Source organism: Paenibacillus sp. AK121, from assembly GCF_019042715.1.
Taxonomy (GTDB): domain Bacteria; phylum Bacillota; class Bacilli; order Paenibacillales; family Paenibacillaceae; genus Paenibacillus; species Paenibacillus polymyxa_C.
Genome location: NZ_JAHPJM010000006.1, coordinates 246,567 through 273,171 on the forward strand (window position 1 = coordinate 246,567; position 26,605 = coordinate 273,171).

Below are 26,605 nucleotides of genomic sequence, written 5' to 3' on the forward strand. Positions count from 1 at the left end.
TTGATCTCTATTCTTAGCTCTGTTCTTGCTCCACGACCTCGGTCTTAAACACGTTATCCAGTTTGGTACCCAATCGTTTGACCAGCGGCACCTTGATATCCCGACTCAGCTCCTTGAAAAAAGCGTCCATGTCACAATTAATCTTATCCAACACGACCTTTACGGTGCCCTCTTCCAAAATCTGCTCATTCAGATCCTCAGGTACCGTAACCGAGATATCATACTTCTTGCATAACGTTTTAATGTAGCGGCTAAAGATTTCGATAAGCTCCTCATTGTTGAACTTCTCAACTGCAACTTGCCCTTTGTTCGTAAATTTCAAATTCACTCTCACGTTAGCATTTCCCCTTTTCCTTTTGACCATTTATTTTGGATAAACGTTGAACCCTTCAGAGGCTCTTCAAAGAAAGGGCCTTACCGGTCGTTTTAGACTCTTGTCCTTTGATATACTAAGTATAACACATTAAGTCCGTTTTCATTTCCCAACTTGTCGTTTTATGATAAAAAATGATACATTTTGCGCATTTTCAGCATAATTTCTTTCTTTTCATGCCAATCATTAGGAATAGTTTATACACAAATACACAAGAAAACGCCTATCTGGCAAAAGAAAGACGTCTCCATGTAGATGCTTAAGCAGTATGCATTTATAGAGGTTTCGTACATTCCCAACCGTGTGAACGATACTCACGCACAGCATCTCGTATATCCTCAATATCATCTGTATGCAGCAAAATGGAAGGTAGAATTACCCAGTACTCATTCTCCGCTAGATCAATAAATACGTCCTCGACATCATAATATTGCATATCGCCAAATGCCGTATCCCTGATTTTCTGTCCAACCAAAGGTGTAAAAGGGGAATCAAATGTTTTAATCACCTTCGTATATTCCTTCACACCCGTTGCCGAGATTTGCTGTGAAACAATGACGCTCAATGGTGTTACCTCCCTGACCTAATAATGCTCATTATAACCTTCTCTCAGACCTTCTACAAAACCTTGCGCGAAAAAAATCATAAAAATCAACAGGCCAATGCCAATGGCGACGGAGCTGATGACGATAATCAGGATGCCCTGCGTGTTTCTTTGTTCCATCTTTCTAGTCAAAATTCCGAAAACAAGGCCGATAAGCCCAAGTAAGCCTCCAATGACAAAAAAACTAAATACGAACCCCAAACCTGAAAAAATCCAGCCAAATAGAGCGAGCACCCAGCCTTGCGGCTGCGGCTCACTCTGTTTCATCTGCCAGCGTTCCCTCGCTGTAGGTGTGTATCTGTCCATTTCTTAGCTCCCCCGCTCAATTTACATTCCATAAGACAAAAATCTGTAATGCCCAGCATCGGATTAACGTTAGGTTCCTTCCTATTGCTGACCAGTGAGCTTAAAAATGCCGCCTTCCCGCTTACCAAGCGGATAATTTTGAACCGTCATTTCCACCTTCGTATTCTTATCCCATACCGGAAGCTTGTCAGATGTATTGTACTCTTTCATAGCTATGTTGATGACTTCCTCTGCCTTCTTCGTCAATGCAGCAGAAGACATATTATATTTGCCATAACCTTGATAAGCACCGCCAAAACCGAGATTAGGTTGGTTGTTCACATTCAGTAGCACACCCTTCAACTTGCCATCCTCTGCCACATTAAAAGTCACTTTTTCCAATACAAAATCATCAGTAACGACAGATGTCTGCTCTAACAGATGCGTTATGGATGACAGGTTGGCTGCTAATTTAACTTTTCCCAGTAGCGCCTCTGTATCATTTTGTTGCTTGGTTAAGACTTGTGTTGTCTGTTTTAGCGATGCATTCGCTATAGTTAAAGAATTGACCTTTGTATTCAGATTATAGTTCCATACCGCCAAGGCTATACAGCCTAGTACAGCTACTCCTGAAATGACCGTTGCTACAACTGCCAGCTACGAATAGACTGTGGTTGCGGCTCCACAGTCTGAGTATGACCACTTAACTCTCCCATACCAAACTTCCTCTCTATTTATATAGTCATATTTTACTATTCTCCCCTCTGATATTCTAGTATATTTTTCCTAATCCTATATTTCTAAGCATTTGTACAGGAATTCGTTTCATCAGCCTTCGAGCTTTGGTTCGCTCGCTTTCCGGGAGAAGCTGTATTTACCAAATACACACTACCTGCAATCAGCACCAACCCCACTACAAATGTCAAAGTGAGGGACTCTCTGAGCATGACCATACTAAAGAGTGTGGATAGCACCGGAATCATAAACGTATATGAGCCGACGGTTCCTGCATCCCCATTGTCGATTAGCTTAAAATAAATCATCCAGCCCATCGCAATCACGAATACTGAAATAAACAATAGAATCGCGATAAAGGAGGCTGTCCAGTGGATATCGCTCCATTTCTCGGTCGTAAACCCAATCCCGTTGAGTATGATCCCTCCCAAAATGAGTTGCATCGTCACCGCCCAAATGGAGTCCAGTTGTTTACTTTTTTTCTTCATATAAATCGTTCCGAGCGCCCAGCACAGTCCCGAGGCTAGCCCCAACACAATGCCCAGCACAGACAAATGACCTGCCATTCCGCCTGAGCTAATCACGATCACTCCGCCAAAACCGAGTACCAGTCCAATGACCTTCAGAGGAAACATACGCTCTCCCAACCACAACCAGGAGAATAATCCCAACAAGATCGGTTGAAGGAATACCAAAGTGGAAAATAATCCAGCAGGCAAATAACGCAGTCCTACCGTCTGCAAGCCATAGTAGCCTGCAATATTAAATATAGCCAGCACAAGATAAGTCCACACATTTTGTCTAAGACGTAAACCTTCGCGGTTACGTATAGCAAACAACAGCAGAATTACACCACCCAGCAGCGTGCGGATTCCCGAAAAAAATATCGGCGGCGTATCTGGCAAGGCCAGCTTGGTCAACGGCCAGTTGATCCCCCATACCATCACTAATATCAAGACAAGCCACAACGTAGCTTTAGGCGTTAATTTTTTCATAGATGTCTCTCTCCTTAAAATTTCATTGCGCATTGCTTACGACTAAAATCTGAATAGCCGTTTGCAAAGTTTTGCTTTACTAGCTTATACTGTGGTCACTAATAAATAAAATGAATGTTTTCAATAAGGGAGATAACTTTTCACTTATGACTATAACTCAGATTATGATCTTTGTTCGCGTAGCTGAAACACTAAACTTTACTCAAACTGCCCATGAGCTGCATATGACGCAACCTGCGGTCAGCCATGCCATCGCCAGTATCGAGAACGAGCTCGATGTCCAGCTATTGCTGCGCGATCGAAAAAGAGGCGTGCTCCTTACAGATATTGGACACAAGGTGCTGCTGCAATTTCGCATGATGCTGCAAAGCATGGAAAAAGTACAGCAGCAGGTGGCCGCTGAAAAAGGCTTGGACGTAGGTACAATCACGATTGGTGCCTTTCCTTCTGCCTCAGCCTATTTTCTGCCCCCCATTATTCATCATATTCGTCAGCACTATCCGAACCTTGTTTTCGATTTACATGAAGGCTCTACCAATGAGGTCAAGGAGTGGGTGCATACCAGAGAAATTGAAGCGGGAATCATCTTGTTGCCAGACCCTGAGGTAGATGTAATTCCTTTATGTCAGGATGACATGATTATTCTCTTGCCTGATGGTCATCCTTTTCAATCGCACGACAAGATCGCCATCCGAGACTTGAATCAACAGGAGATGATCTTTTGTAAAGGTGGACATGAGGTCGCCATTATGGAAGGGTTTGAACGCGAACAAAGTCAGTTGCAAGCACAATTTATTACTCACAATATCAGCACGCTGGTCAGCATGGTCCGACAAGGACTAGGTATGGGCATTGTCTCTTCTCTCGCCTTATCTACGTTCCCCCATGATCTGACCGTTAAGGAAATCACGCCTCTGATCACGCGTCAAATTGGTATCGCTGTGCCTTCTCTACACAATGCTTCACTTGCTGTACAGTTATTTGTGCGAACCGCGCAGGAGCTGTTTACGAATTTGAAGCAATAGAGCATTGGTCACGGGATTTCGGTAGGTGTATAATATTTCCTAAATATGACCTGAAACATTATTATAAGAGGTGTCTATTCATATGCAGAATAATCAAATCATCGAATACGAGGAAAAACTGCGTAAGGCGATGCTGGCCAGTGATGTGCAGATCTTGAACGAGCTAATTCATGACGATCTTATATTTGTGAATCACTTTGGACAAGTAATAAACAAAGAAGCAGATCTGGAAGCCCACCGTTCGGGTGTTTTACATTTTACGGATATTCAAGTTCTTAATCAATCAGTAATTCCGCTGGATGATACTGTCGTTACGGTGACCCGCGTTTCTTTACGAGGAACGGTAGGCAATGATCCCATTGAAGATGAAATGTGCTATACACGCGTTTGGCACAATATAGATGGTGCGTTGAAGATCATCTCAGGGCATTGTAGCACGGTAAAATAAGATTAGTCGCGAATCCGCCATGGATGCTAAATCTGACTAAGACAGGTGAGCAGCTACGGCAAGAATCTTCGTAATTAAATCAATGGCACGGTGTAAGCACAAGAGCACTAACCATTTTAGGGATAGCGCTCTTCATTTTTACAGTCTTGTTAAGTCACTTGGTTGTAGCATCATACAAACGCTGTAAAAGGGTAACAGCTTCAGCACGTGTGACCTGTGCCTTTGGGCGAAGGTATCCATTGTCAGCGGTAAGGACGCCCATCTTGGTAAGGGTGTAGAATGCTTCTGCCTTTTGATCCTGGAAATCTCCATCATAGGAGTACTCTTCTCCCGTTGTGTCGATGTACAGTACCGGATAGTAGGCTGAGAATTTGTCATTGTAATTTGCCTGACGAACTTTCATATCGTTGTACTGTGCAGCTGAGGAAATTACTTCGGCAATCTCAGGATGAAGAGTCTGATTGGTATAATCTGTTCGAACAGAAGCAATCATCATCATATCCCAACGGGTCAGCGGTTTGTCAGGATTGACATAGAATTGATAGTTTGGATATTTGCCCCCTACACTTTCAGCAAACGGCCATACATAATCCCCGTTGAATATAGCTGCAAAATCTTGATTCGCCCAGTGCTTGCGTGCATCTACAAACTCTGAAGATTTACCCGCTGAATAATTGACTTCTGGAAAAAGTTTATGAAACATATGTACAAATTCTGCTTTTGTTATGGTTTTGCCTGGCTTGAAGGTCCCATCCGTATAGCCGCTGACAACACCTTTGTCGACCATCGAATGAATGGATTCGGCAGCCCATTCATATTTTGTACCATTCACATCGGGAAACGTAACTGCCGCCATTGCGGATTGACTGAACAACAGTGCCACCGCAACCACAGGGGTAATCAGCCATTTCTTTTTCAACATCTTTTTCCACTTCCTTTAGGTAAATTTACGTAGAAAATAGTTCTCCAGACTCAATGTTATATCGGTATTTCCTATGCAAAAGATGAACCTAAACACAAAAACGACCTTCGCAACGAGTAAAATTCGTTACAAAGGCCGTTATCCGTAACCTAAACGTGTATCTTTAGGAATAATTCAGACCACCATTCGAAAAATTAACAAGGCTCTTCGTTTGGTTTTCCTGCATCTGTAGCTGTACGGAAGCTTGAACCGCAGCCACATGTAGCTACAGCATTTGGATTATGAATCGTGAAACCGCCGGACATACCAGACTCTTCAAAGTCGATTTCCAGACCGTCCAGATAGCGGATACTATCCTTTTCCACGACTACTTTCATATCTTGTACATTCATATATATATCTTGATCCGTCTCGTTGTCGTCAAAGCCCATGGCGTACGAAAATCCGGTACAACCACCTGGCGTAACACCCAGACGTAAAAACATATTCGGCGTTTCCTGCTGCTCCAGCATTTCTTTCAGGCGTTCAGCAGCGGAATCGGTGATGTTAATCATAGCTCCATCCTCCTCTTTTACTTCATGCTCCCCTTCAGTATACTCTCTTATTTGCAGGTGCTCAAGTCATGGAATGTCCTTCCGTTACAGGCTTAAACACCTCTTTTTCTACTCGTTTGTATTGAACACCAGTGGTGTGAGGTTTATAATAGGTAAAGAGTGTGTTAAAGAAACTGTCGGAAATTTGTCATTTCAAAGGCGAAATTAAGAGACATTCGTCATTGTAGCCTGGCATTGTAACATTTTTCACATATCGTATATCCGCGCTGCCGGATTCTTACCGACGGAACGGGACATCCTGTGCGCATCAAGCGCTTGTGCCGCTAATTTGGCGGGCAGCCTCGCACAGAGCAACTTGAAGGAGGAATAGGCATGTCCACATTAGTTACACCTTTTACAGACCGCAGAATGGCGGAAATTGTAGAAAAGGTACAAAACGGGATTCGTTTGAACCTCGAAGATGGTATATATTTGTATGAAACTGACGATATTCTCACATTGGGCCAGTTGGCTAACGAAGCTAATTTACGCAAGAACGGAAAAAAGGTTTATTTTATTGAAAACATGAGCCTGTACTTCACCAATGTATGCGAAGCGCGCTGCGCGTTCTGCAATTTCCGCAAGGATCAGGGGGAGGAAGGCTCTTATACGTTGTCCGGACAGGAAATGATTGATTATGTAGAGCAACATATCCATCCAGGCGTAAGAGAATTCCATATCGTCGGCGGTCATAATAATCATGTACCTTTCCAATACTATGTAGATTCACTGAAAGCGCTGAACGAAAAGTATCCCAACGTTACACTGAAAGCATACACTGCGGCGGAAATTGACTTTTTCACACGCATAAGCGGCTTGAGTATTAAAGAAGTTCTTCAAGAGCTGCAAAAGGCAGGACTTCAATCTCTGACTGGTGGGGGCGCGGAAATCTTATCTGATGAATATCGGAAGAAGATGCGTGTTACCAAAGCCAATGTGGACCGTTATCTTGAAGTACATCGTACGGCCCATAATCTCGGTATGAAAACTCATACGACCATGCTGTACGGTTCAGTCGAAACTTATCAGGATCGTATTGAGCATATGCTGCAAATTCGTGAATTGCAGGACGAAACGAACGGATTTATGGTATTTATCCCACTGTCCATGCAGCCGAAAAGCAAAAACGCCAACATCATGCGTCGCAACTCTGCTTACGAGGATCTCAAAACCATTGCGATCAGCCGCTTGATGCTGGACAATATCGACCATGTTAAAGCTTACTTCATTAATATTGGTCCACAATTGACGCAGGTCGCTCTTACCTTTGGCGCATCAGATGTCCATGGCACGATTGTGCGCGAGCAGATCAGCCATGCTGCAGGTGCGTTAACCCCTTCCGGATTGACACGTAAAGAGCTAATCTGGCTGGTCAAAGGTGCTGGACGCATACCTGTAGAACGTGACACCTTCTATAACGAAATCGAAGTTTTCGAATAAGTGTAACATCGGATTCAGATTTCCCGCGTGCATTTTATCCCCATTACTCACACCATGCAGCCTCAAGTTGCCCCGGAACACACTGGTCTGTCTGCCAAAGGCAGGCCCGCTTTTCCGGGTTTTACAACAACAAAAACTTGTGGCTAGATCGACAAGACACCAGACCATTGCCGGGGACACGGTAACGAAAGGACGGCGGATTTTGATGAAAAATTTCGTTATTCTGGGGGGCGGCTATGGCGGCCTTACCATTGCCAAAGAATTGCTGGATAAACACATTCCCGACAATATTCAAGTTATTTTAGTGGATCGGATGCCCTTTCAGGGCTTGAAAACAGAATACTATGCCCTTGCGGCAGGTACCGTATCTGATTTTGATTTGCGGGTACATTTTCCCGATGAACAACGCCTTATTCGCAAATATGGAGAAGTCACATCGATGGATCTTGAGAATAAAATGGTCCATTTTCAAGACGGTGAGCCTTTGCCCTATGACCAGCTTGTCATTGCACTAGGTTGTACCGACCGCTTTCATAATACACCGGGGGCAGAAGAATACAGCTGTACAATCCAGTCCTTTAATCATACTCGCCAAACGTATCTGCGCTTGAATGAAATCAAGCCTTATGGACATGTCCATATTGTAGGTGGCGGCCTAAGTGGTGTCGAGATTGCTGCGGAGTTACGTGAAAGCCGCGCGGATTTGAATATTACGATTATGGATCGGGGCGAGCGGGTGCTATCAGCATTTCCGCAACGTTTGTCTGCGTATGTACATGCCTGGTTCAAGGAGCATCATGTGAATGCGCTAAATCATGTTGCGGTTTCCCGTATTGAGCCAGGAGCTATTTACAACCGTGACGAGCAAATTATGACCGATGCGGTTGTATGGACAGCTGGGATTCAGCCCGTTAAAATTGTACAGGATTTAGCAGTTCCTAAAGACCCTCAGGGTCGCATCGTGCTAAATGAATATTATCAAATACCGGATCATCCTGAAGTGTACGTCGTCGGAGACTGTGCGAGCCTTCCTTACTCTCCAAGCGCTCAGGCGGCAGAGGTGCAAGGAGAGCAGATTGCCCACATTGTACGCGACCTGTGGAAAGGCCAAACGCCTCACCCGCATCCTCTAAAGCTACGCGGTACATTAGGTGCGCTGGGCAAGAAGGCCGGATTCGGTTATGGCTTTATGGGCAGTACCTCATTGCGTGGACGAGTGCCACGTCTGCTGAAAAGCGGTGTGCTCTGGAAGTCCAAACGCCATTTTGGCTAATTGGATACTCAACAAACAAAGAAGACCTGCTTCCACAGCTGGTCTTCTTTGTTTGTTGCATCTATGAATAATATATATTTTCTTCAAGAGAAGGCTGGCCCTGCGGATGACTTCTATTTTCAATCCAAATCCAGGTTGTCCCATGCTTCGGCTTCTTTAATTTTGTTTAGAATCACTTCGTACAGAAGCTCTGCTGAATCTGCGGATACAATTTCACCGTTAACCATCGCATAAGGCTCAGCGTTACACTGACCGCAATTGCTTAGGCAGCCGTATTCAATCACATCATAATCTGGATTTTGTTCCAGTTTAGCCATAATCTCATCGGTACCAAAATGCATGTTACTGGTGCAAAATTCAATAATAGGTCTTAACATTTTTTTCACCTGCTTTGGATGACGGGCATTTTAATTTGGCCCGCTTTGTAATATAATAAACAAGGTATAGGAAAGGAGTTGAATTCTAATGAGCGAAGCACAAAGCGTTCAGATGTATGATGAAGTAGCAGACGTACTGGATAAGCTCCGTCCGTTCCTGCAACGCGATGGCGGTGACGTTGAGCTGGTTGACGTTGAAGACGGCATCGTTAAGCTGAAGCTGGTAGGTGCTTGCGGCAGTTGCCCAAGTTCTACAATTACGCTGAAAGCAGGGATTGAACGCGCTCTTCTCGAAGAAGTTGAAGGCGTCCAAGAAGTGGTACAAGTATTCTAATGCTAGATGCATAATGATCAGAGAGTCTTGAGTTCGGTAACGAAGCTCAAGACTCTTTTTTGTATTACAGCGTCTAAAGCTCTCTCAAGCTTATATGGTTGGCCGAATGGGGTCCAATCCTCCGGACACATCCATAATATTGCCTGTTATAAAATCTGAATGCTCCTCACACAAATAGGCGATCACTCGCGCAATGTCCTCTCCGCTTCCTGGACGCCCACGCGGTGTCTCTTTATCCTGCATGCCGATGACATCGGCAATCGACTTTTCCTTGTTCGCTCCTCGGATATCCCCTGGACAGATCATATTGACCGTGATGCCATAGGGAGCTTCCTCTACAGCTAGTGACTTCGTAAAAGACACCAGCCCCACCTTGGCAGCTGCGTAGACAGCCCGATGCGGCCAAGCCCTTGCTTCTCCAGCATGACCAAAGCCAAAATGAATAATACGTCCCCATTGCTGGCTACGCATGTGCGGCAATACCAAATGATCCAGCAACATGGTACCGACCAAATTTCCCTGTATCATGGCATGAATCTCAGCTACACTGTAGTCCGCAAAAAGACGGCGTTCCCGGATGAAGGGTCCGGCATTGTTCACCATAATATCAACCCCGCCCAGACGATCCTGCACTTCACCGATCAGCCTGGTGATATCTTCCTGAACAGAGATATCTGCTTGTAAAGATAGACAGCGTACTCCCTTAGATTCAATTACCTGCTTAAGCGCTTCGGCTTCTACCTGGCTATGGACATAATTTAGTGCAATGTCACAACCTTCATCAGCCAAACGCAGAGCGGTCATTTTACCTAAACCTTTGGCACTGCCCGTTATGAGTGCGACTTTGTCTCTCAACAGTTTTCCTCCTCTTCACAGAGAACGGTCACCCTCAAGTATAAAATATTTAAGCAATCCCTACAACTCCAGCTAAGAAGAAACCCCAGTCCTCTTGTTCAAGAGAATCTGGGGTTTACGTTCAGCGGTTTCTTATTTTCTGCTTAAAATGCAGGGATAATTGCGCCTTGATATTTGTCTTCAATGAATTTTTTAGTTTCTGGAGATTGCAAAGCTTTAAACAATTTTTGGATCGCTTCGGAATCTTTATTGTCAGGACGTGCTACCAGTACATTAGCATATGGAGAATCTTTGTCTTCCAGTGCCAATGCATCCTTGGTCGGGTTCAGCTTGGCTTCCAAAGCGTAGTTCGTGTTGATTAACGCAATATCTACTTCAGGCAACTGACGTGGCAGCATAGCTGCTTCCAAAGTTTTGAATTCCAGATTTTTCTTATTTTCAGTAATATCTTTTACGGTAGCTTCAATGTTACTTGCATCCTTCAGCTTGATCAGACCTTGTTTCTCCAACAGCAGCAATGCACGGCCTCCATTGGTTGCATCGTTCGGAATCGCTACTGTTGCACCGTCTGGAAGTTCATCAAGCTTTTTATATTTTTGGGAGTAGATACCGAATGGCTCCAGATGAACGGCGCCAATAGATACTAGATCCATTTTACGCTCTTTATTCATCACATTCAGGTAAGGTACATGTTGATAAAAGTTAGCATCCAGTTGCTTGTCGAACAATTGCACGTTCGGCTGTACATAGTCGTTAAACTGAACGACTTGAAGGCGAACTCCTTCTTTTTCCAACTGAGGCTTGATCGCTTCCAAAATTTCCGCATGTGGCACAGGAGAAGCTCCAACTTTCAGTTCGACTTCACGTGGTGACCCGCCTGTATTTTCGGCCGCATTGTTTGTATCCGATGTAGTGCTTTTTGTACCGCAAGCAGCCAGTACCGCAATTAATGTCAAGCTCAATACAGCCAATACCCATTTCTTCATGTTGTTACCCCTCCAATAATTTGTAATATTCAGGATCAGACGTCCTGATCAATAAGGATATCTATATGTTTTCCCTATTTCCGAGTATAATGCCGCACAAGGCGATCTCCTGCCATTTGCAGCAATTGTACCAATACGACCATCAGTACGACTGCAACGATCATTACAGCCGTTTCGTAACGATAATAGCCGTAGTTGATTGCCAGCGTACCCAGCCCACCGCCCCCGATCATACCGGACATTGCCGTGTACGATACGAGTGTAACGACGGTAATGGTTAATGCGGCAAGCAGGCCCGGAAGTGCCTCACGCAACAGCACACGCCGGATAATTTGTCCTGTCGAGGCTCCCATCGCTTGTGCAGCCTCAATGACACCTTTGTCCACTTCACGCAGAGATGTTTCGACAAGACGTGCAAAGAAAGGGGCAGCCCCGATAACCAATGGCGGAATGGTTCCCAGCACTCCGGTCGAGGTACCTACCAACGATCGTGTAAAAGGAATAAGTGCAACGATCAAAATGATAAATGGTACGGAACGCAAAATATTAACGATGAAGGATAATACAATGTACATCACCTTCATCAGAGTCAACGAGGAGCGGCTCGCCAGAAACAACAATATACCGAGCGGCAAACCAATAACGAGGGTGAATAATGCAGATGCCCCGAGCATCTGAAGGGTTTCCAGAGTAGAATTCCCCAGCTCTTCCCAACTCACTTGCGAAAAATCAAGTTCGCTCATTGTCAATCACCTCCACATCAAGTCCTTGTCCAGATACTTCGCGCAGCGTATGCTCTATATCTGAATGGTTTCCTTCAAAACGAACGATCAGCTGTCCATACGGTACATTTTTAATCGTAGAGATGGTTCCCTGCAAGATTGCAAAATCAACACCTGTACTTCGAGCTGTACGCGACAGAATCGCATCATAAGTTTTACTGCCTAAGAAGGAGATACGTACCACCTGTGCCGATTCCCCGCTACCTGCAGCTGCAATCGCTGCTTGTAACTCCTCGGGATGTTCTGCCTCCCGCTGGATAAAGTCCTTAGTTACCTGATGCTGTGGCTTCAAAAATACTTCCGCCACCGGACCTTGCTCCACGATATTGCCCTGATGAATGACGCCAACTCGGTCACAAATGCTTTGAATGACATGCATCTCATGAGTAATCAATACGATGGTCAAATTAAAACGTTGATTAATATCCAACAGCAATTTCAGGATAGACCCTGTCGTCTGCGGATCAAGTGCAGACGTCGCTTCGTCACACAGCAACACATGCGGATCACTAGCCAGTGCCCGTGCAATTCCTACCCGCTGCTTCTGTCCACCCGAGAGCTGTGACGGATATTTTCCACTGTGTTCTTTCAGCCCCACTAGTTCCAGCAGCTCGCGAACTTTCTTGTCCATCTCCTGCTTAGGGGTATTTACTAGACGTAATGGAAATGCAATGTTGTCATACACTGTCGCTGAAGACAACAAATTAAAATGTTGAAAAATCATTCCGATTTTTCGACGTTGCTTCTGTAACTGGGATTGACTCACAGTGGCAAGATTAACCCCATCTACCCATACTTCGCCTGAAGTAGGGCGCTCCAATAAATTAATACAGCGGATCAACGTACTTTTGCCCGCCCCGGAATGACCAATCACCCCGAATATTTCTCCACGCTTTATAGAAAGATTCAACCCGGACAACGCATTAACGCGTCGGTTGCCTTTACCATAATGCTTGGTTAATTGCTTAAGCTCTATCAACGTGCTGCGACCCCCTTCACTTCTTCCTTACCCTTTTAACCAGTTGTCATCTCTCAGGATTGTATAAAATCGCTATTTATTTATACAAAAAAGAGCCCCTTTCACAGAATGAAAAGGGCCCCACCTTGCGAACCTTTTCTCATCTGCCAAAATCGCTATAACTCTAGCGGTTTTGTAGGAATTAGCACCATATGTTCCCTCCCGGTGCATTACACCGGGAAAGAACGGGTTGCCGGGCTTCATCGGGCCAGTCCCTCCACCTCTCTGGATAAGAAAAATATGTTAAACTCCAGCTTTAGCTGTCCGTTTAGTTTATATAAAAAAATAATTCAAGCATTTTTCTGAAACTAGGTTTCAGTATAGATAGTTTACATTGCTTTGTCAAAGGATATTTTCTGTCATATTTATGGGCGCACTGCCCGGTTCTCCCATTGTTTCGCAGTATAAGAAAATGCGTTTAATAGCGACCGGCATACCATTTCCAAGCCCTGCTGCAAATCTTCTAGATGGTGATCGAGGTCCTCCAGTTGGATTTTGCCATACAAAGCACGGTGACGTTGCCAGAGATCATCCTGCATTTCCGTGTTCATATAGTGTATCTCCGTATTTCGCCGCTTACGCAGGCGATTGATGGCATCGTTATATGTGTCCTTGATATCAATTAAATTATCGGTCAATATAGGATGCATTTTGAGATACTTCAGCTGTCGCAACACAGTAAAATAAGAATAGTGCGCCTTATACTGCCCTGTTTTCAAATCATACAGGTCATTCATCCAGTTACCCAACTTATCCAAAATAGAGAATACCCGCACAAATCCATCCTTATAAAAGAATACGTACAAGGCATAATCGGATTTTTCATCCTTGCTCATATCTTCAGCGTATCCGGCTTTTACTTTCATACGAAAAAAGGCGGCAGCATGATAGCTCTGCTCCAGTTCATCCAATGACGAGATTAGACCACGCGTCAAAATATCCGCCTTCCGAAAGTCATGAGTCGGATCACCACTGGCCTGGATTTGTCGTTCCAGCAAATGTAACATGTCTGACATGCTATTCATGGCATCCAGCAGGAAACCATTATTTACACGCGGGGGCTCGCCCAACAGCTTGCGTATCATGCTTCACGCCTCCTTCATATCTGTAAAATCCGGCTGTTAAGATGCTTTAATAGGCGTCAAGCGAAATAACTCGTCCATCGTTGATCTACAAGCTTAACAATATCTTCACGCGGCAGTACCTCATCAGGGTAGCCCGGCTTCATACGTGCATCCACCACAATCGGCAGCTTATAGTTCAGGTGATGCAAACGCACTTCGCTGTCGGCGTACATATCTGTAGCCGGGTTAAAGCGTGTGAATACCGTCCACAGGAACGAAGCTTGGGAGCGAACAACTTCTTTGGCATCGTCCACGATAAAGACAAGTGGCCACTCTTGCTCACCCGCAGCTAATCGCTCCAATACACGCGCAGCGAGTTCAGGATCCTGCTCAAAGGACGAGCCGGATACAACGAGGCATCCTCCGCAATAGGGTTCGATGTCACGAATTCCCGGCAGATCGCCCCCTTCATAAACGCGAGGCAATTCACGCACAGGCTCGCCTACTCCCATCAGAATCGCCTTACTGCCATGATTCAGCTTACGGCCCGTGTAATCGAGTGTATCGTGAGACGTATGGTTGAAAATAAACAAATCTCTGGCTGGATTAAATCGTTCCAAAATGGTTTCGAGCAGCAGGTTAAAGTCGGATAAATCGATTACCCGATCCGTCAGCATCAGGAATTTGGTCAACGACAATTGGCCTTGACCCAGAATGGTAAAGCCGGATACCAGCGCTTCACGGGAGTAGCTTTCACGTACGACTGCCGCTGCCAGCGCATGTACACCTGTTTCCGCATATGCCCATAACGACTTGACGGAAGGCATTACAAGCGGATAGGCGGGCGACAACAGACGTTGCAAAAACTCGCCGAGATAGTAGTCTTCCTGCCGCGGCTTACCTACAATGGTTGCCGGATAAATGGCATCTTTACGGTGATGCATATGTTTGACATGAAACACAGGGAAATCATGTTGTAATGAGTAATAGCCAAAATGATCGCCAAACGGTCCTTCCGGGCGGCGTTCATGAGGCGGCACATAGCCGCTGATCGCAAATTCGGCTTCTGCCGGAATCCGGTGACCTCCGAGCGGGTCTTCTGTCATGGGCAGCTTGCCCCCCATAATAAGGGAAGCCAGCAATAGCTCAGGCAAATTTTCCGGGGCAGGAGCAATCGCAGACGCAATCAGAGCAGGCGGGCCACCGATGATGATCGTCGTAGGCAACGGCTCATTACGCAGCTCTGCTTCATGATAATGGAAGCCGCCGCCTTTATGGATCTGCCAGTGGATCCCAGTCGTCTGATCATCATAAATCTGGATGCGATACATCCCCAAATTATGATCCTTGGACTGACCTGGCTTTTCGGTATACACGAGCGGAAGCGTAATGAACGGTCCTCCATCCTCGTGCCAGCTGGTCACTCTAGGCAGTGGAGCCAGCGGAGCATCAGTACGGCGAACGCCCAATACAGGAGCTTCGTTATGAGATACTGTTTTTAGACCTACTTTTAGCATGTCCTTAATCAGCCCACGTTCATTCCACAACGCTTTGGGGGTAGGTGGAAGCAACGTTTTGGTCGCACCTACAATTGCATCCATCAGTTGCTCTGGACGAGGGCCAAAAGCCATGTCCACACGGCGATTCGTACCGAACAAATTACTGGCTACAGGAAACGGGGTTCCTTTGACATTTGTGAACAGCAGCGCCGGGCCTTCTTCCTCAATGACTCTTCGGTGGATCTCGGCCAGCTCCAAATAAGGATCGACAGGTGCTTCTATAATTTTAAGATCATTTTCTTTACGCAGCGCTTCAATAAATTGGCGCAAATTCTGGTAGATCAACTGGATGATTCCTCCTAAGCAAATCAAGCCCTCGAGAAACTCGTGGGCCTGGTTTGTTTCTTATGATGTTATTATACGTGTTGCAACGCCTCTTGGGCAAAAATACGCTTCATTATAATCTACAAAATGCTTAGGTACGCTGTGCTTGGGTCGGAACAAGCTTGCGGTCCGGTGACAATTGCCATACACGATAGCTCAGATAAGCCAAAATGGAGAACAACGATGCAATCACCAGCATATGTCCCAGCACGATAAACATGTAAATTTCAGGTCTGTTGACGTACAGCAAGATAATGCCAATCACCACTTGAAGAATAATCAATACGACCGATACGACACCCAGGGTACGAATATCCCGGTGATTCGGGTGATAACGGTATGAGTAGTGACCCACAGCCAAAATAATGACAAACAGCAGACCGGCTGAAATCTGATGAAGCAGCAGTGGAGATATGAAACCCCCGATATTTACAACCTTCTGGATGACCGAATGACTAAGCAACGCTCCTGAATAGACAGCAATATAGGTATAAATCGTTGATAGCCATATAAAGTTACGATAGCCCCGACTGACACGCCCAGGAATCAGACGCGGAGTGTAGCGTGAATCCGCATGCTCCTGCCAGGCCCCCAGCGTCATCATGGTCGCACTGGCAAAAGCAATAAGTGCAAAGCCAAAATGCAGCCCCATGACTGCAGCCGATTGGGAGAAGATGACAGCCAATGCCCCCATCGCACCTTGTATGATAACAAACAATAGCGTGAGTAAGGAGAATAGCTGTAAATCCTTCCGATGCTTCATAAACAGCAAAAAGCCGACAAACGAGGCGATAGAAAGAATTCCGGCCATGGCACTGACGGAGCGATGAGAGAACTCAATAAGGGATGCGATGGTATGCGCCGGAACCAGCTTACCATTACAAAGTGGGAATTCTCTTCCACAGCCGAGACCCGAATCCGTTCGCGTCACGACACCTCCACCGAAGGTGGCCAAAAACATGACAATACATGTTACGAGTGCCAGCCATTTTAATATTCTGATTTTGTTATTCAATGAATTCACCCGTATCCTTCCAAATATAATATTTATTCACTTTATATGTTGTGAAATGATCACTTAAAGTAATTATAACTGATATATCGTTCCTTGACATACGAGCTTTGTTGACAAAATGTGAACGTGTCCGTAAGAAAGCCGCCTCCTTCGGAAGGAAGCGGCTTTCTGAATATCCTGATGATTAAGGTTCCCTGCGGAGCCCTCATACATACTATTATCCGTTATTTTGCCAAGTTAGCATGGACTTCTACAGCCCGGTCCAAAAACTGCTCGATTTCCTCGCGGGATTTACGCAATCTGTTCACCAGACGTACTAGTTCTCGCCCTTCACTGTAAGCGATAAAGCTAGGAATCCCTAGAACATTTTGCTCTTGGCTGACACTTTCGGCCTGTTCTACATCAATCTCAATTAATGTAAGCTTGTCTGCATATTGTTGCTCTACATCAGGCATGAATGGATCAATAAAATGACAATCCCCGCACCAGTCCGCCTTGAACACAGCTACCGTTACACCTGAAGTGGATATTGCCTTATTAAAGTCTTCATGAGAGACGATTTTTTGCATACATAATTCCTCCTTAAACTTCTTTTGTGCAGGAGATCCTGTACTTTCTATTGTAACGCCAAGTGAAGCTTTTGCACACTCCCCTATTATGCTCACATGCCGATTGGATGCCCTCTCATTGAGACATACTATAGGTATACTTAAGAATCCACATAGGCGACGACATCCCAATAGCATACCCAACATACTTGGTGGAATACGGGGATGCCTGCATTTGAAAGGAGGTTATTTAAACATGTCTCTCACCGAATGGCTCCATGTCGCATCTCGACAGCTTCAGGGAGGGCTAAAGTTACTGGGTTCCGTTCCGCGTGTTGCGGAGGAGGCATGGGAGGGCAAACGTGCGGCCTGGACCGAATCCCGTAAATTACGCTATCCCTTGCGTGATCTGCCGTGGGATTATCATTCGGCACAGGCCGCCATGAATGAAGCTGAAGCATTAATGCTGGTGAACAGACCCGCTACGCGTCCCTCTTCTCTAAATATGCCCTTATGCGAAACAGACTGTGAGCTGCTGGAGCGGATCAAGAACGATACAGCACAGGAGAATCGCAGCAACATCACGCGCACTGCCGCTTATCTTGAATGCTATCGTGGCTACCCGGAATTACACTGGGCATTACTGGCCCATCTGGTTTCTCGTAATGGCGGCTATAATATGACTGATCTGAAGGGGGAGCTCATTGGCAACCTGTTCGGCGAACAGGAAAAGGAGTGGCTATATCGGCTACTTGAGCGCTGTAACGCTCTTATCTTTCAAGACGCTTATCCACAGTTGCAGCTTTACATGCACAGCCGTCATTTGGGACGAAGTTGCTTCCATTTGTTGCCTCATTTTCACGTTTCGCCATTCATGAAGCCCTTTTGGGAACGTTTCTGGGCTTGGCGGGATAGTTCTCTTTTGACGGTAGCGCTCATTATTAATGAACAAAACTATATTGAAGGACGGGTCATGAAAAATCCGTACTTTCAAAAATTTGTGACACACAAGCCAGGTTTTTATTTGCATGACTGGCTTCAGCTCAATCAAGTTATATTTCCGCTTGGGCTAAACGGTGGACTTGCCGGACTTGTCATGGAGCGTTTCGGCCATCTGGATGAGCGGATCGGTTTTGGTAAAAGTCTTTACGCTATGTTATTTGGCCATCAGCAGGTACTGGATCAGGTATCCGCATTTGCTGCCAGCGTGCCGCATACCGGGTCTCGCAGCGACTATTGGCCCGGACTATTCACACCAAATGTACAAAAAGCGCTGCGCTCTCCAGAAGAGAGTGCAACGCTTTTAGCACATGAATGGCTCCCGCCAAGTCAACGTCTATACAGCCCGGAGCTAAACGCCGTCTGGTCAGATACAGCCTATGATCCGATTCCCCGTTATGACTGGTTTCAGGAGGGTTCTACACTTGGGCATATCAGTGAACCAAGACGGCCTCTGTTATTTGCCATGCGCCATGAGCATCGCCATGGCATTCAAAAAACAGCAATGGCCCATGATGCTCATAACAGCTTAAAGTCCTTTCACTGAACAGATGAGAGGGCTTTTTTAGCCTCGTTGTCCAGTGGACTCACGCTGTAGGCGCATTAACGGACGCAATACCTTCTGCAACACGCGCGGATAGTTACCCAGCTCGTCCCTGCGCAATACGCGCAATACAACCAGCAATACCAAGTAGCATACCAGTACAACCGCTCCGGCAATGCAGCACGCAATCAAGAAGGCTACACGCGCAGGCATCAGATGTACCAGCAAAATGCAGGCTTCATTTACTCCGTACCCGATAGCTCCCGAGACAACGACTGCGGTTAGGAAGCCTGCCCAGCGACGACCCATGATTGAGAAGGAAACAATACCTTTCAGCACACGCAAATTCAGCAACGTAATGACGAGAAAACATAATCCGGTTGCGGCAATAATTCCGTAAATCCCTAGCCAACCAGCCAGCAGCCAGCTCGCTGCCAACTTCACGACGATCCCAACCATCACATTGACCATTGAAATACGCGGCTTGCCCATACCAATCAATATCGAATTAGAGGTCATCATCGTAATCTGAAAGATCGTTCCGAGTGTCAGAACAGCGATAATCCCGCTGCCTCCAAGCGAGCTGAACAGCAGACCATTAATAGAATAGGCAGTCACACATAAAGCCAGCACAATCGGCATTCCAGTCAGAATAGAGATGCGCAAGGCCAGCGTCATCTGATTTTGTAAATGCTGTTCATCCTTACGGGCAAAAGCCGCTGAAATGATCGGAATGAGCGATTGACTGAGTGCAATGGCCAAAATCGGAGGGATGCCTGCCACACTCTGTGCCCTAGAGCCTAGATAACCCAACTGAGTAGTCGCCTGATCCAATCCCACTTGTCCAGACAGCAGTCTAACTACAATCGACGTATCAATAAAATTAACCGCCGGAACCGTCAGAGACGACAACACGATAGGAATAGAGAGCTTGAAAATATCTTTGTAAATGCGCATCATCGGTAGCGGGGAGCTTTCCTCTTGGAATTGCTCTTGACGATCCTGACGATCCTGACGACGCAATTTCACCGTGTAATACAGCATGACCCCCAGAGCGCCAAGACTTCCCATGACACCCCCAAAGGAGGCTCCCGCAGCTACCTCACGATCTCCATAGCCAAGCTTCAAAATAATAAAAGCGAGTAGAATTGCGGTGGCTACCCGTGCGACCTGCTCCACAATCTGTGAAATACCACCTGCGGTCATATTACCGCGTCCTTGGAAGTATCCGCGCATCATCGCAATGGCAGGAAACAACAGCAAAGCGGGTGCCAAAGCCTGAATAGCCAAAGCAGACTGCGGAACCCCTGCTACATGCTCGGCAAAATAAGGCGCTCCGAAATACAGCAGCGCCGTAATGATAACACCGGCCACGGCCGCGAATATCAAAGCTGCACGATACACACGTCGCGCTTCCGCAGGCCGATCCAGTGCGTAGCGTTCCGAAACCATTTTGCTCAGTGTGCTGGGAATGCCGGCCGTAGCGACCGTGAGCAGCATCAAATAAGCGTTGTTCGCAATGGTAAACGAGGCGTTCCCGACGGAGCCGAGCAAATGCTCCAATGGAACGCGCTGTACCAGACCAAGCACTCTGGCCACCAAAGCGGCAGCGGCTAAAATAAGCGTACCTTTAAGGAATGTTTCTTTATTGGACAAAATGCGTTCCCTTCTTTCTTGCTGTTCACATGCATGCAAAAGCCCCGCAACAAACAGTCATGGCCTGAGCCATCACCGGTGCGGAGCCGCATGTCGATTCTGTCTCTGCAAATCATAATAACGAATCTCTGGTTAAAACACCCAAATCAAGAATACAATAATCATGGCAAGCTGCAAAATTACTTTCATCACGGTGCTAGTAAACAGGCCCAAGACAGAGCCAAAGCCCACTTTTATAGCTCGATCCAGCGGGGCTTTACCAATCAGTTCACCCAGCACAGCACCGATAAATGGTCCCAAAATCAGACCGAATGCCGGAATAACGAAAGGGCCAATAATGATTCCTACTGTACTAAGGATCGCTGATAAACGCGAGCCGCCAAATCGCTTGACTCCCCACGCATTCACAGCATAATCCGCAATAAAAAGGGCAACGACGATTAGTGTTTGTATAATCCAAAACAATGCATTGTATGGAGCAAACGAGAAAAACCAGCCGTATACAAAAAATGCAAAATAAATGGCGAGCGCCCCCGGCAATACGGGATACACCGCTCCCGCCATGCCCACAATGAACAGTACAATGACAACAATCCAGCCTAAAACGTCCATGGGCCTCCTCCTTCACGTCTATTCATCTTGCTTGTGCACCATCATTTTATTACACAAGTACATAATCTCGAATCACTTCTACAATGCCGTCCTCATTATTCGAAGCCACAACCACATTAGCGGCTTCTTTTACCGTATCCTGAGCATTCCCCATCGCTACACCCAGTCCAGCCGCTTGAATCACAGCCAGGTCATTCAGACTGTCACCTACGGCAACCACCTGCTCCATGGTAATGCCGAGCAGGTCGCACACTTCAGCGATGCCACTGGCTTTGGATATACCAGCCGGGTTAATTTCCAGATTCGTCATCGAAGAATTGGAAATTTCAAGTCCTCCCATCTCCTGAAGCTTGAGCAAAATTTGATGGCGAATTTCGTCATTTTCCGTATTAAAACCGAATTTGAGCCATTCCTGTGTGTCCAATGTGGCCGGCCAACGATCTCTGTTGTATAACTCCTCGGTTGAGTAAGCCCAGAACCAGGAGCCTGTTTCTACGGCAATCTGGTGCATCTTGCGAATAAGCTCCTTATCAAGTAAATAGCGGCGCCACAATTCGTGAGGTGATTTCCATACTTCACTGCCGTTTACAGTTACCATTGGCGTCTCCAGGCCGAGTTGCTGACCGTAAGGTAAAGCATGCATCGCTGCACGTCCGGTGGACAAGCATACATGAATCCCTTCCTGAATCGCCTTATTAATCCAGTTAATCGTTTCCAAGCTTATTTCATGATTATCATTCAGTAAAGTTCCATCCATGTCGAGCGCAAGCAGTTTGTATTTATATTGGTTTTCTCCCATGGTCTCTCTTCCTCCTGTTGTCCCTTATGTCCAACGACATTTTACCATGAAAAAGAGAAGCCCACAAAAGTATTCAAGTCCTTATTTCGCTACCAGAGGCTTTTTAGGATTACCATCAAGCCCGTATACTTCGTCATACGCATCAAATATTTTACGCGCAACCGGTCCCGCGCTCGTCGCACCAAAGCCCCCTTCCGGGATGATAACCGCTACAGCCAGCTTCGGATTTTGGCGCGGGGCAAAAGCGATGAACACACCGTTATCTTTAACCGTACGTCCGACCACCTGCTGAGAAGTCCCCGTTTTGCGGGCATAATCATAGGGAAATCCGTTAAAGGCTTTAACATCGGTAGCCATGCCGCGAATCACAGTATTCCAATACGTATCTGAAAAAGCGACCTCATTCAGCACCTTCGGCTTAAACTCACGTACGAGATTCCCCTGGTCATCCACAATTTTACTGACTAGATGAGGCTGCATTCGCTTGCCCTTGGTTGCCAGCACAGTCGTATACTGGGCCAGCTGCATCGCTGTATATTTCCCTTGCTGACCAAAGGATGCCTGTACCAAACGTGTCAGCGCACTTTCATGCTTGCTCGTATACTCAAGTCTGCCTGCCCACTCGCCCGGCAGATCTACTTCAGTCGGAACGCCTAATCCAAATTCCTTCATATACTTGTCCCATATATCAATTCCCTGATGCATCCCTGCATTACTTCCGTATTTGGCATACAGTGGCTTGCCGATCATATCCACCATAAACGTATTCGACGAGACCTCAATTGCCCTGCTAGGTGTCAAAGAACCATACACATGTCCGCTAGAGTTCCCAACCCGGCTGGAGCGATTTTTGCCGTAATACGCACTTCCCGTATCCTGATAAGTCTGTCCGGGAGAAAACAGGTTTTCCTTCAACCCGATCAGCACGGTTAGCGGCTTAATGGTTGAACCCAGCAGAACCGAGGATTCCGGGTGCGGGCCCACTTTTCCACTAGGTACGGATTTAATTGTTCCATTTCCCATTTTGTGCTGAATTTCGTCATATACCGAAGGTGAGGTACTTCCACTTTTCCATACATTAGAGTCATAATCCGGCATACTGGCCATTGCCACGATATTTCCGGTCTCTACCTCCATCGCTACAGCGAAGCCAGTGGTTGCGTCTTGATGAAGCTTCCCCGATACGGCATGAGTATGAAGCCAGCGAAGCTGATCCATAATGGCCTGTTCGGTTTTCTGCTGAATTTCCTTGTTGATGGTGGAATATAAATGATGTCCTTTTTCAGGAGGAGTAATGGATTCAATGCCCTCCGGCATGCTGCGAGGATTGACCTCTACCGTTTTATATCCGTTTTTTCCTCTCAGCTCGTCCTGGTACTGAAGCTCCAAGCCATCATATCCGACCGTTTCACTTTCCGAATAAACCTGTGCCGGTTTTAAAACCTCCGAATTCGCTTCATAGAGCTCTTTATATTTGGGCCGGTTCGTTCGAGCTCCTTTGAACTTGTACATATATCCAATCGTTTGTACCGCCACCCGATCCGGGTCATAATGGCGTACACTTTCTTCTACAACCTCTACACCAGGGAACTCTGTCCGATGTTCCAGAAAATAAGCGATTTCCTCCCGACTCAGGTCGGATTTGACCAAACGTGGGGTAAATCCCCTATATTGATTATAGTCCGGGTCCAGTCTCTTTTTTATTTCCTCTGCATTAAGCTGCTCTCCTTCGGGACGACCCAGTTCGTTTAATTTGGCAGAAAGCTTGGCAGCAAAAGCATTGAGCTCAGGGAGCAGCTTTTCCCCCGGCTTGCGATCTTTCTCCGTACGTTTGCTATAATCCTTAGATAAAGTTACATACAAGGACTGTACTGGAGTCGAATACGCCAGCTTAACCGTACCTGTGGAGTCATAAATCGTGCCGCGACTCGGGGTTAGGGGAACATTTTTTGTATTTATGGATTGCTGCTGGCCCTTCAGCTCCTCTGATTGTATAAACTGCAATACAGCTAGTCTGGTAATGATCAGGGCAAACAGTACAAAAGCACTAAAAAACAGTAGGTTGGTTCGTAAAACCGTCCGTTTTTTTCGCGACTCTTCATTCTCTTCAACATTTTTCTTTTTAAATGAAAACTTTTTATCCAAACTTCCTCTGTCCATATTAGCTGGTCATTACTCCTTTCAGTTAGGTTTTTATATTCCTGATCCTACCATATCCAAAGCAATAAACGATGAATTCCCAGATGACAATTTTGTAAGAAAACGTAGAAAAAATACAAAAAAAGCTTCCCTTAGCCCAATGGCTAAGGGAAGCTTACCTAAAATAGTATCTGTATAAAAATAATTATGGCTGTTTGGCTGCCTTGGAATCGGCTGTCGCTGCATCCTTTTTCTTAGGAACACCGTCCAGACCGTACACTTCGTCGTAGGCATCAAAGATTTTACGTGCTACAGGTCCGGCACTCCAGGCCCCGAAGCCCCCTTCAGGAATAACAACTGCTACTGCAAGTTTGGGATTCTGACGCGGCGCAAAGGCAATAAATACCCCGTTATCTTTTAGTTCTCTGCCTACAACCTGCTGTGATGTCCCCGTTTTGCGAGCAAAGTCATAAGGGAAACCTTTAAATGCGCTGACATCTGTTGCCATCCCGCGTATGACTTCATTCCAGTAGGCATCCGGAAATTTCACTTCATTTAGCACCTTCGGTTTAATTGTTTGAACTACATTACCGTTGGTATCTTTAATTTGACTGACCAAATGCGGCTCCATCCGTTTGCCCTTTGTTGCAATCATCGTTGTATACTGGGCAAGCTGCATTGGAGTATACTTGCCTTGCTGGCCAAAGGAAGCATATGCCAGTTTGGAGAGGGCTGACTCGTCTTTTTTCGTATATTCTAAAAGTCCCTTGAACTCACCTGGTAAGTCTACTCCAGTAGAAACACCTAATCCAAACTCCTTCATATAACGATCCCATACGTTAACGCCTTGGTCTTCTGCTGCATTATTGATGTATTTGTTATATAAGCGTTTGCCAACCATATCGACCATAAAGGCATTGGAGGAATGACGAATAGCGGTAGCCGGGTCCATTGAACCGTACACATGACCAGAGGAGTTCCGCACCCGTGAAGAGTTGTTCCGTCCGAAATAAGCTGCTCCTGTGTCTTGATAGTACGTATTTGTTGTAAATAGTCCTTCTTCCAATCCAATAAGAACAGACAGCGGTTTAATAGTTGATCCGAGAAGCACGGTAGAATCTGGGTGCTGTCCAGATTGGCCTGAGCCAACGTTCTTAATTGTAGCGTTTTGATACACATGTTTTATTTCTTCATATTTGTCTTTTGAAATCGTACCTGTCTGCCAATAATTCGCATCATAATCTGGCATACTAGCCATAGCTACCACATTTCCTGTATCTACTTCCATGGCTACAGCGAAGCCTGTTTTCGCATAAGGATGAGTCTTGCCAGATACAGCGTGTGAATGGAGCCATCTCAATTGGTCCGTAATGGCTTCTTCTGTTTTGACCTGAATCTCTTTATTAATAGTAGAATAAATATTATTCCCTTTTTGCGGAGGAGTAACAGAATCTACACCCTCCGGCATATTGCGCGGATCAATCGGAACCGTTTTATAGCCATTTTTCCCTCGTAACTGTTCCTGATATTGATATTCCAGTCCATCAAAGCCCACAGATTCGTTATCCATATAGATGAGGCCCGGATCATTTTCAGCTGACATGGATTTTTGGATATTCTTATATTTATCCAACGTTTCACGCGCACTTTTATAACTTTTAATATAACCGACCGCTTGAACAGCTACCGTATCAGGATCGTAATGACGTACCGTCTCTTCAACGACATCTACGCCTGGAAACTCACTTTTATGCTGCATAAAATAGGCAACTTCATCTTTATTAAGATTCGTTTTAATCAGACGCGGCGTAAAACCGCTAAATCGCTGATAGTTCCGATCCATAGCGTCCATAATTTGTTCTGCCGTCATTTTTGGCTCATCTTTATTACCATATTGGGCAAATCGATTTGCCAGCTTTTGTGTCATGTTTTCCAGCTCAGGCAACAGCTTTTTATCAGGCTTACGCAACTGCTCCATGCTGTCACTATAGTTCTTGGAGAGCGTGATATACAGCGATTGTACAGGTGTCGAATACGCCAGTCTGTTCTGTCCGGTTGAATCATAAATCGTTCCGCGAATCGGCGTAAGTGGTACATTTTTGGTAACATTACTGGCCTCCTGCTGTTTGAGCTGAGGTCCATCTACAAATTGAAGTATCGCCAATCTTACAATAATGACTGTAAATATAATGAACGAGCTGAAAAAGAACAGATTGATCCGGAAGCTAAATCTTTTTCGGTCGGATGTCTCATTGTCTTTTCCTTGCTCGTTGTCCATCTTTCTCATGTGCCCTTTTCCAC

The 26,605-nt window shown here is 45.8% G+C and carries 27 protein-coding genes and 1 riboswitch; of the genes, 6 read left to right on the top strand and 21 right to left on the bottom strand.

The window, feature by feature from the left end:
* Positions 1 to 13 precede the first annotated feature (13 nt).
* The 5 genes from KSP24_RS13585 to KSP24_RS13605 all read right to left on the bottom strand — a co-directional run bounded on the left by KSP24_RS13585 (position 14) and on the right by KSP24_RS13605 (position 2,992).
* The gene (locus tag KSP24_RS13585) at positions 14 to 334 is read right to left on the bottom strand and encodes a hypothetical protein (protein ID WP_013372898.1); all 321 of its coding nucleotides are present in this window, start codon (positions 332 to 334) and stop codon (positions 14 to 16) included.
* A gap of 313 nt (positions 335 to 647) precedes the next feature.
* Positions 648 to 938 (bottom strand): hypothetical protein, encoded by a 291-nt coding sequence (locus tag KSP24_RS13590; RefSeq protein ID WP_216975404.1) that lies wholly within the window; start codon positions 936 to 938, stop codon positions 648 to 650.
* A gap of 18 nt (positions 939 to 956) precedes the next feature.
* On the bottom strand, positions 957 to 1,283 hold the full coding sequence (locus KSP24_RS13595; RefSeq protein WP_013372900.1) for a hypothetical protein: 327 nt from the start codon (positions 1,281 to 1,283) through the stop codon (positions 957 to 959).
* Between the two features lie 81 nt (positions 1,284 to 1,364).
* Positions 1,365 to 1,865, bottom strand: a complete 501-nt coding sequence (locus tag KSP24_RS13600) for a hypothetical protein (RefSeq protein ID WP_254207792.1) — start codon at positions 1,863 to 1,865, stop codon at positions 1,365 to 1,367.
* A gap of 197 nt (positions 1,866 to 2,062) precedes the next feature.
* The gene (locus KSP24_RS13605) at positions 2,063 to 2,992 is read right to left on the bottom strand and encodes a DMT family transporter (protein WP_216975406.1); all 930 of its coding nucleotides are present in this window, start codon (positions 2,990 to 2,992) and stop codon (positions 2,063 to 2,065) included.
* Positions 2,993 to 3,138: 146 nt separating this feature from the next.
* Between KSP24_RS13605 and KSP24_RS13610 the strand changes: the two genes are divergently transcribed.
* Complete coding sequence (locus tag KSP24_RS13610) at positions 3,139 to 4,017, top strand: LysR family transcriptional regulator (RefSeq protein WP_216975408.1); 879 nt, start codon at positions 3,139 to 3,141, stop codon at positions 4,015 to 4,017.
* Between the two features lie 82 nt (positions 4,018 to 4,099).
* Positions 4,100 to 4,465: a nuclear transport factor 2 family protein gene (locus tag KSP24_RS13615; RefSeq protein WP_013372904.1), complete on the top strand. Its 366-nt coding sequence runs from the start codon at positions 4,100 to 4,102 to the stop codon at positions 4,463 to 4,465.
* Between the two features lie 154 nt (positions 4,466 to 4,619).
* Here KSP24_RS13615 and KSP24_RS13620 read toward each other — a convergent pair whose 3' ends face one another.
* Both KSP24_RS13620 and KSP24_RS13625 read right to left on the bottom strand, forming a co-directional pair.
* Positions 4,620 to 5,387 (bottom strand): S-layer homology domain-containing protein, encoded by a 768-nt coding sequence (locus KSP24_RS13620; RefSeq protein WP_025674131.1) that lies wholly within the window; start codon positions 5,385 to 5,387, stop codon positions 4,620 to 4,622.
* Between the two features lie 194 nt (positions 5,388 to 5,581).
* Positions 5,582 to 5,941 (bottom strand): HesB/IscA family protein, encoded by a 360-nt coding sequence (locus tag KSP24_RS13625; protein ID WP_013372906.1) that lies wholly within the window; start codon positions 5,939 to 5,941, stop codon positions 5,582 to 5,584.
* Between the two features lie 372 nt (positions 5,942 to 6,313).
* Between KSP24_RS13625 and mqnE the strand changes: the two genes are divergently transcribed.
* Together mqnE and KSP24_RS13635 are read left to right on the top strand one after the other, a co-directional pair.
* Positions 6,314 to 7,420, top strand: coding sequence for an aminofutalosine synthase MqnE (gene mqnE, locus KSP24_RS13630; protein ID WP_013372907.1), 1,107 nt, complete (start codon positions 6,314 to 6,316; stop codon positions 7,418 to 7,420).
* 205 nt (positions 7,421 to 7,625) lie between these two features.
* Positions 7,626 to 8,693, top strand: coding sequence for an NAD(P)/FAD-dependent oxidoreductase (locus tag KSP24_RS13635; RefSeq protein WP_013372908.1), 1,068 nt, complete (start codon positions 7,626 to 7,628; stop codon positions 8,691 to 8,693).
* Positions 8,694 to 8,812: 119 nt separating this feature from the next.
* Here the strand turns inward: KSP24_RS13635 and KSP24_RS13640 are convergent, their stop codons facing one another.
* A complete protein-coding gene (locus KSP24_RS13640; RefSeq protein ID WP_013372909.1) occupies positions 8,813 to 9,070 on the bottom strand; it encodes a YuzB family protein in 258 nt (85 codons plus the stop codon).
* Between the two features lie 88 nt (positions 9,071 to 9,158).
* Here KSP24_RS13640 and KSP24_RS13645 point away from each other — a divergent pair, with 88 nt between their 5' ends.
* Positions 9,159 to 9,404: a NifU family protein gene (locus KSP24_RS13645; protein WP_013372910.1), complete on the top strand. Its 246-nt coding sequence runs from the start codon at positions 9,159 to 9,161 to the stop codon at positions 9,402 to 9,404.
* A 90-nt stretch (positions 9,405 to 9,494) separates the two neighbouring features.
* Here the strand turns inward: KSP24_RS13645 and KSP24_RS13650 are convergent, their stop codons facing one another.
* The 8 genes from KSP24_RS13650 to KSP24_RS13685 form a co-directional block, all read right to left on the bottom strand.
* Positions 9,495 to 10,259, bottom strand: a complete 765-nt coding sequence (locus tag KSP24_RS13650) for an SDR family oxidoreductase (protein ID WP_013372911.1) — start codon at positions 10,257 to 10,259, stop codon at positions 9,495 to 9,497.
* Between the two features lie 143 nt (positions 10,260 to 10,402).
* Positions 10,403 to 11,245: a MetQ/NlpA family ABC transporter substrate-binding protein gene (locus KSP24_RS13655; protein WP_137079197.1), complete on the bottom strand. Its 843-nt coding sequence runs from the start codon at positions 11,243 to 11,245 to the stop codon at positions 10,403 to 10,405.
* Positions 11,246 to 11,319: 74 nt separating this feature from the next.
* The gene (locus KSP24_RS13660; protein ID WP_058830398.1) at positions 11,320 to 11,988 is read right to left on the bottom strand and encodes a methionine ABC transporter permease; all 669 of its coding nucleotides are present in this window, start codon (positions 11,986 to 11,988) and stop codon (positions 11,320 to 11,322) included.
* Positions 11,975 to 13,006, bottom strand: coding sequence for a methionine ABC transporter ATP-binding protein (locus tag KSP24_RS13665; protein ID WP_216975410.1), 1,032 nt, complete (start codon positions 13,004 to 13,006; stop codon positions 11,975 to 11,977). The genes KSP24_RS13660 and KSP24_RS13665 overlap by 14 nt, the downstream gene beginning before the upstream one ends.
* A gap of 136 nt (positions 13,007 to 13,142) precedes the next feature.
* Positions 13,143 to 13,281: riboswitch (SAM riboswitch) on the bottom strand.
* Between the two features lie 129 nt (positions 13,282 to 13,410).
* Positions 13,411 to 14,130 carry a Cthe_2314 family HEPN domain-containing protein gene (locus KSP24_RS13670; RefSeq protein WP_216975412.1) on the bottom strand — a complete coding sequence of 240 codons (720 nt, stop codon included), beginning with the start codon at positions 14,128 to 14,130 and terminating at the stop codon, positions 13,411 to 13,413.
* Between the two features lie 56 nt (positions 14,131 to 14,186).
* Positions 14,187 to 15,953 (bottom strand): UbiD family decarboxylase, encoded by a 1,767-nt coding sequence (locus KSP24_RS13675; protein WP_216975414.1) that lies wholly within the window; start codon positions 15,951 to 15,953, stop codon positions 14,187 to 14,189.
* A 130-nt stretch (positions 15,954 to 16,083) separates the two neighbouring features.
* Complete coding sequence (locus KSP24_RS13680; protein ID WP_013372916.1) at positions 16,084 to 17,016, bottom strand: COX15/CtaA family protein; 933 nt, start codon at positions 17,014 to 17,016, stop codon at positions 16,084 to 16,086.
* Between the two features lie 215 nt (positions 17,017 to 17,231).
* Positions 17,232 to 17,576 (bottom strand): thioredoxin family protein, encoded by a 345-nt coding sequence (locus KSP24_RS13685; protein ID WP_016820001.1) that lies wholly within the window; start codon positions 17,574 to 17,576, stop codon positions 17,232 to 17,234.
* Positions 17,577 to 17,811: 235 nt separating this feature from the next.
* Between KSP24_RS13685 and KSP24_RS13690 the strand changes: the two genes are divergently transcribed.
* Positions 17,812 to 19,101: a DUF2515 family protein gene (locus KSP24_RS13690; RefSeq protein ID WP_216975416.1), complete on the top strand. Its 1,290-nt coding sequence runs from the start codon at positions 17,812 to 17,814 to the stop codon at positions 19,099 to 19,101.
* Between the two features lie 18 nt (positions 19,102 to 19,119).
* Here the strand turns inward: KSP24_RS13690 and KSP24_RS13695 are convergent, their stop codons facing one another.
* The 5 genes from KSP24_RS13695 to KSP24_RS13715 form a co-directional block, all read right to left on the bottom strand.
* On the bottom strand, positions 19,120 to 20,754 hold the full coding sequence (locus tag KSP24_RS13695) for a putative polysaccharide biosynthesis protein (RefSeq protein WP_216975418.1): 1,635 nt from the start codon (positions 20,752 to 20,754) through the stop codon (positions 19,120 to 19,122).
* Between the two features lie 132 nt (positions 20,755 to 20,886).
* Positions 20,887 to 21,366, bottom strand: coding sequence for a DUF456 domain-containing protein (locus KSP24_RS13700; RefSeq protein WP_058830393.1), 480 nt, complete (start codon positions 21,364 to 21,366; stop codon positions 20,887 to 20,889).
* Between the two features lie 49 nt (positions 21,367 to 21,415).
* Positions 21,416 to 22,165, bottom strand: a complete 750-nt coding sequence (locus tag KSP24_RS13705) for a Cof-type HAD-IIB family hydrolase (protein WP_137079200.1) — start codon at positions 22,163 to 22,165, stop codon at positions 21,416 to 21,418.
* Positions 22,166 to 22,246: 81 nt separating this feature from the next.
* The gene (locus KSP24_RS13710) at positions 22,247 to 24,325 is read right to left on the bottom strand and encodes a peptidoglycan D,D-transpeptidase FtsI family protein (RefSeq protein ID WP_216975420.1); all 2,079 of its coding nucleotides are present in this window, start codon (positions 24,323 to 24,325) and stop codon (positions 22,247 to 22,249) included.
* A 184-nt stretch (positions 24,326 to 24,509) separates the two neighbouring features.
* Positions 24,510 to 26,591, bottom strand: coding sequence for a peptidoglycan D,D-transpeptidase FtsI family protein (locus KSP24_RS13715; RefSeq protein ID WP_216975422.1), 2,082 nt, complete (start codon positions 26,589 to 26,591; stop codon positions 24,510 to 24,512).
* Positions 26,592 to 26,605: the final 14 nt, after the last annotated feature.

Excerpts from the sequence above, each read along its gene's own strand:
- KSP24_RS13685 (WP_016820001.1), bottom strand. The coding sequence starts at position 17,576 with ATGCAAAAAATCGTCTCTCATGAAGACTTTAATAAGGCAATATCCACT.
- KSP24_RS13595 (WP_013372900.1), bottom strand. The coding sequence starts at position 1,283 with ATGGACAGATACACACCTACAGCGAGGGAACGCTGGCAGATGAAACAG.
- KSP24_RS13670 (WP_216975412.1), bottom strand. The coding sequence starts at position 14,130 with ATGATACGCAAGCTGTTGGGCGAGCCCCCGCGTGTAAATAATGGTTTC.
- KSP24_RS13655 (WP_137079197.1), bottom strand. The coding sequence starts at position 11,245 with ATGAAGAAATGGGTATTGGCTGTATTGAGCTTGACATTAATTGCGGTA.
- KSP24_RS13690 (WP_216975416.1), top strand. The coding sequence starts at position 17,812 with ATGTCTCTCACCGAATGGCTCCATGTCGCATCTCGACAGCTTCAGGGA.
- KSP24_RS13615 (WP_013372904.1), top strand. The coding sequence starts at position 4,100 with ATGCAGAATAATCAAATCATCGAATACGAGGAAAAACTGCGTAAGGCG.
- KSP24_RS13710 (WP_216975420.1), bottom strand. The coding sequence starts at position 24,325 with ATGGACAGAGGAAGTTTGGATAAAAAGTTTTCATTTAAAAAGAAAAAT.
- KSP24_RS13700 (WP_058830393.1), bottom strand. The coding sequence starts at position 21,366 with ATGGACGTTTTAGGCTGGATTGTTGTCATTGTACTGTTCATTGTGGGC.
- KSP24_RS13705 (WP_137079200.1), bottom strand. The coding sequence starts at position 22,165 with ATGGGAGAAAACCAATATAAATACAAACTGCTTGCGCTCGACATGGAT.
- KSP24_RS13610 (WP_216975408.1), top strand. The coding sequence starts at position 3,139 with ATGACTATAACTCAGATTATGATCTTTGTTCGCGTAGCTGAAACACTA.
- KSP24_RS13605 (WP_216975406.1), bottom strand. The coding sequence starts at position 2,992 with ATGAAAAAATTAACGCCTAAAGCTACGTTGTGGCTTGTCTTGATATTA.
- KSP24_RS13620 (WP_025674131.1), bottom strand. The coding sequence starts at position 5,387 with ATGTTGAAAAAGAAATGGCTGATTACCCCTGTGGTTGCGGTGGCACTG.
- KSP24_RS13715 (WP_216975422.1), bottom strand. The coding sequence starts at position 26,591 with ATGAGAAAGATGGACAACGAGCAAGGAAAAGACAATGAGACATCCGAC.
- mqnE (WP_013372907.1), top strand. The coding sequence starts at position 6,314 with ATGTCCACATTAGTTACACCTTTTACAGACCGCAGAATGGCGGAAATT.
- KSP24_RS13660 (WP_058830398.1), bottom strand. The coding sequence starts at position 11,988 with ATGAGCGAACTTGATTTTTCGCAAGTGAGTTGGGAAGAGCTGGGGAAT.
- KSP24_RS13625 (WP_013372906.1), bottom strand. The coding sequence starts at position 5,941 with ATGATTAACATCACCGATTCCGCTGCTGAACGCCTGAAAGAAATGCTG.
- KSP24_RS13635 (WP_013372908.1), top strand. The coding sequence starts at position 7,626 with ATGAAAAATTTCGTTATTCTGGGGGGCGGCTATGGCGGCCTTACCATT.
- KSP24_RS13640 (WP_013372909.1), bottom strand. The coding sequence starts at position 9,070 with ATGTTAAGACCTATTATTGAATTTTGCACCAGTAACATGCATTTTGGT.
- KSP24_RS13645 (WP_013372910.1), top strand. The coding sequence starts at position 9,159 with ATGAGCGAAGCACAAAGCGTTCAGATGTATGATGAAGTAGCAGACGTA.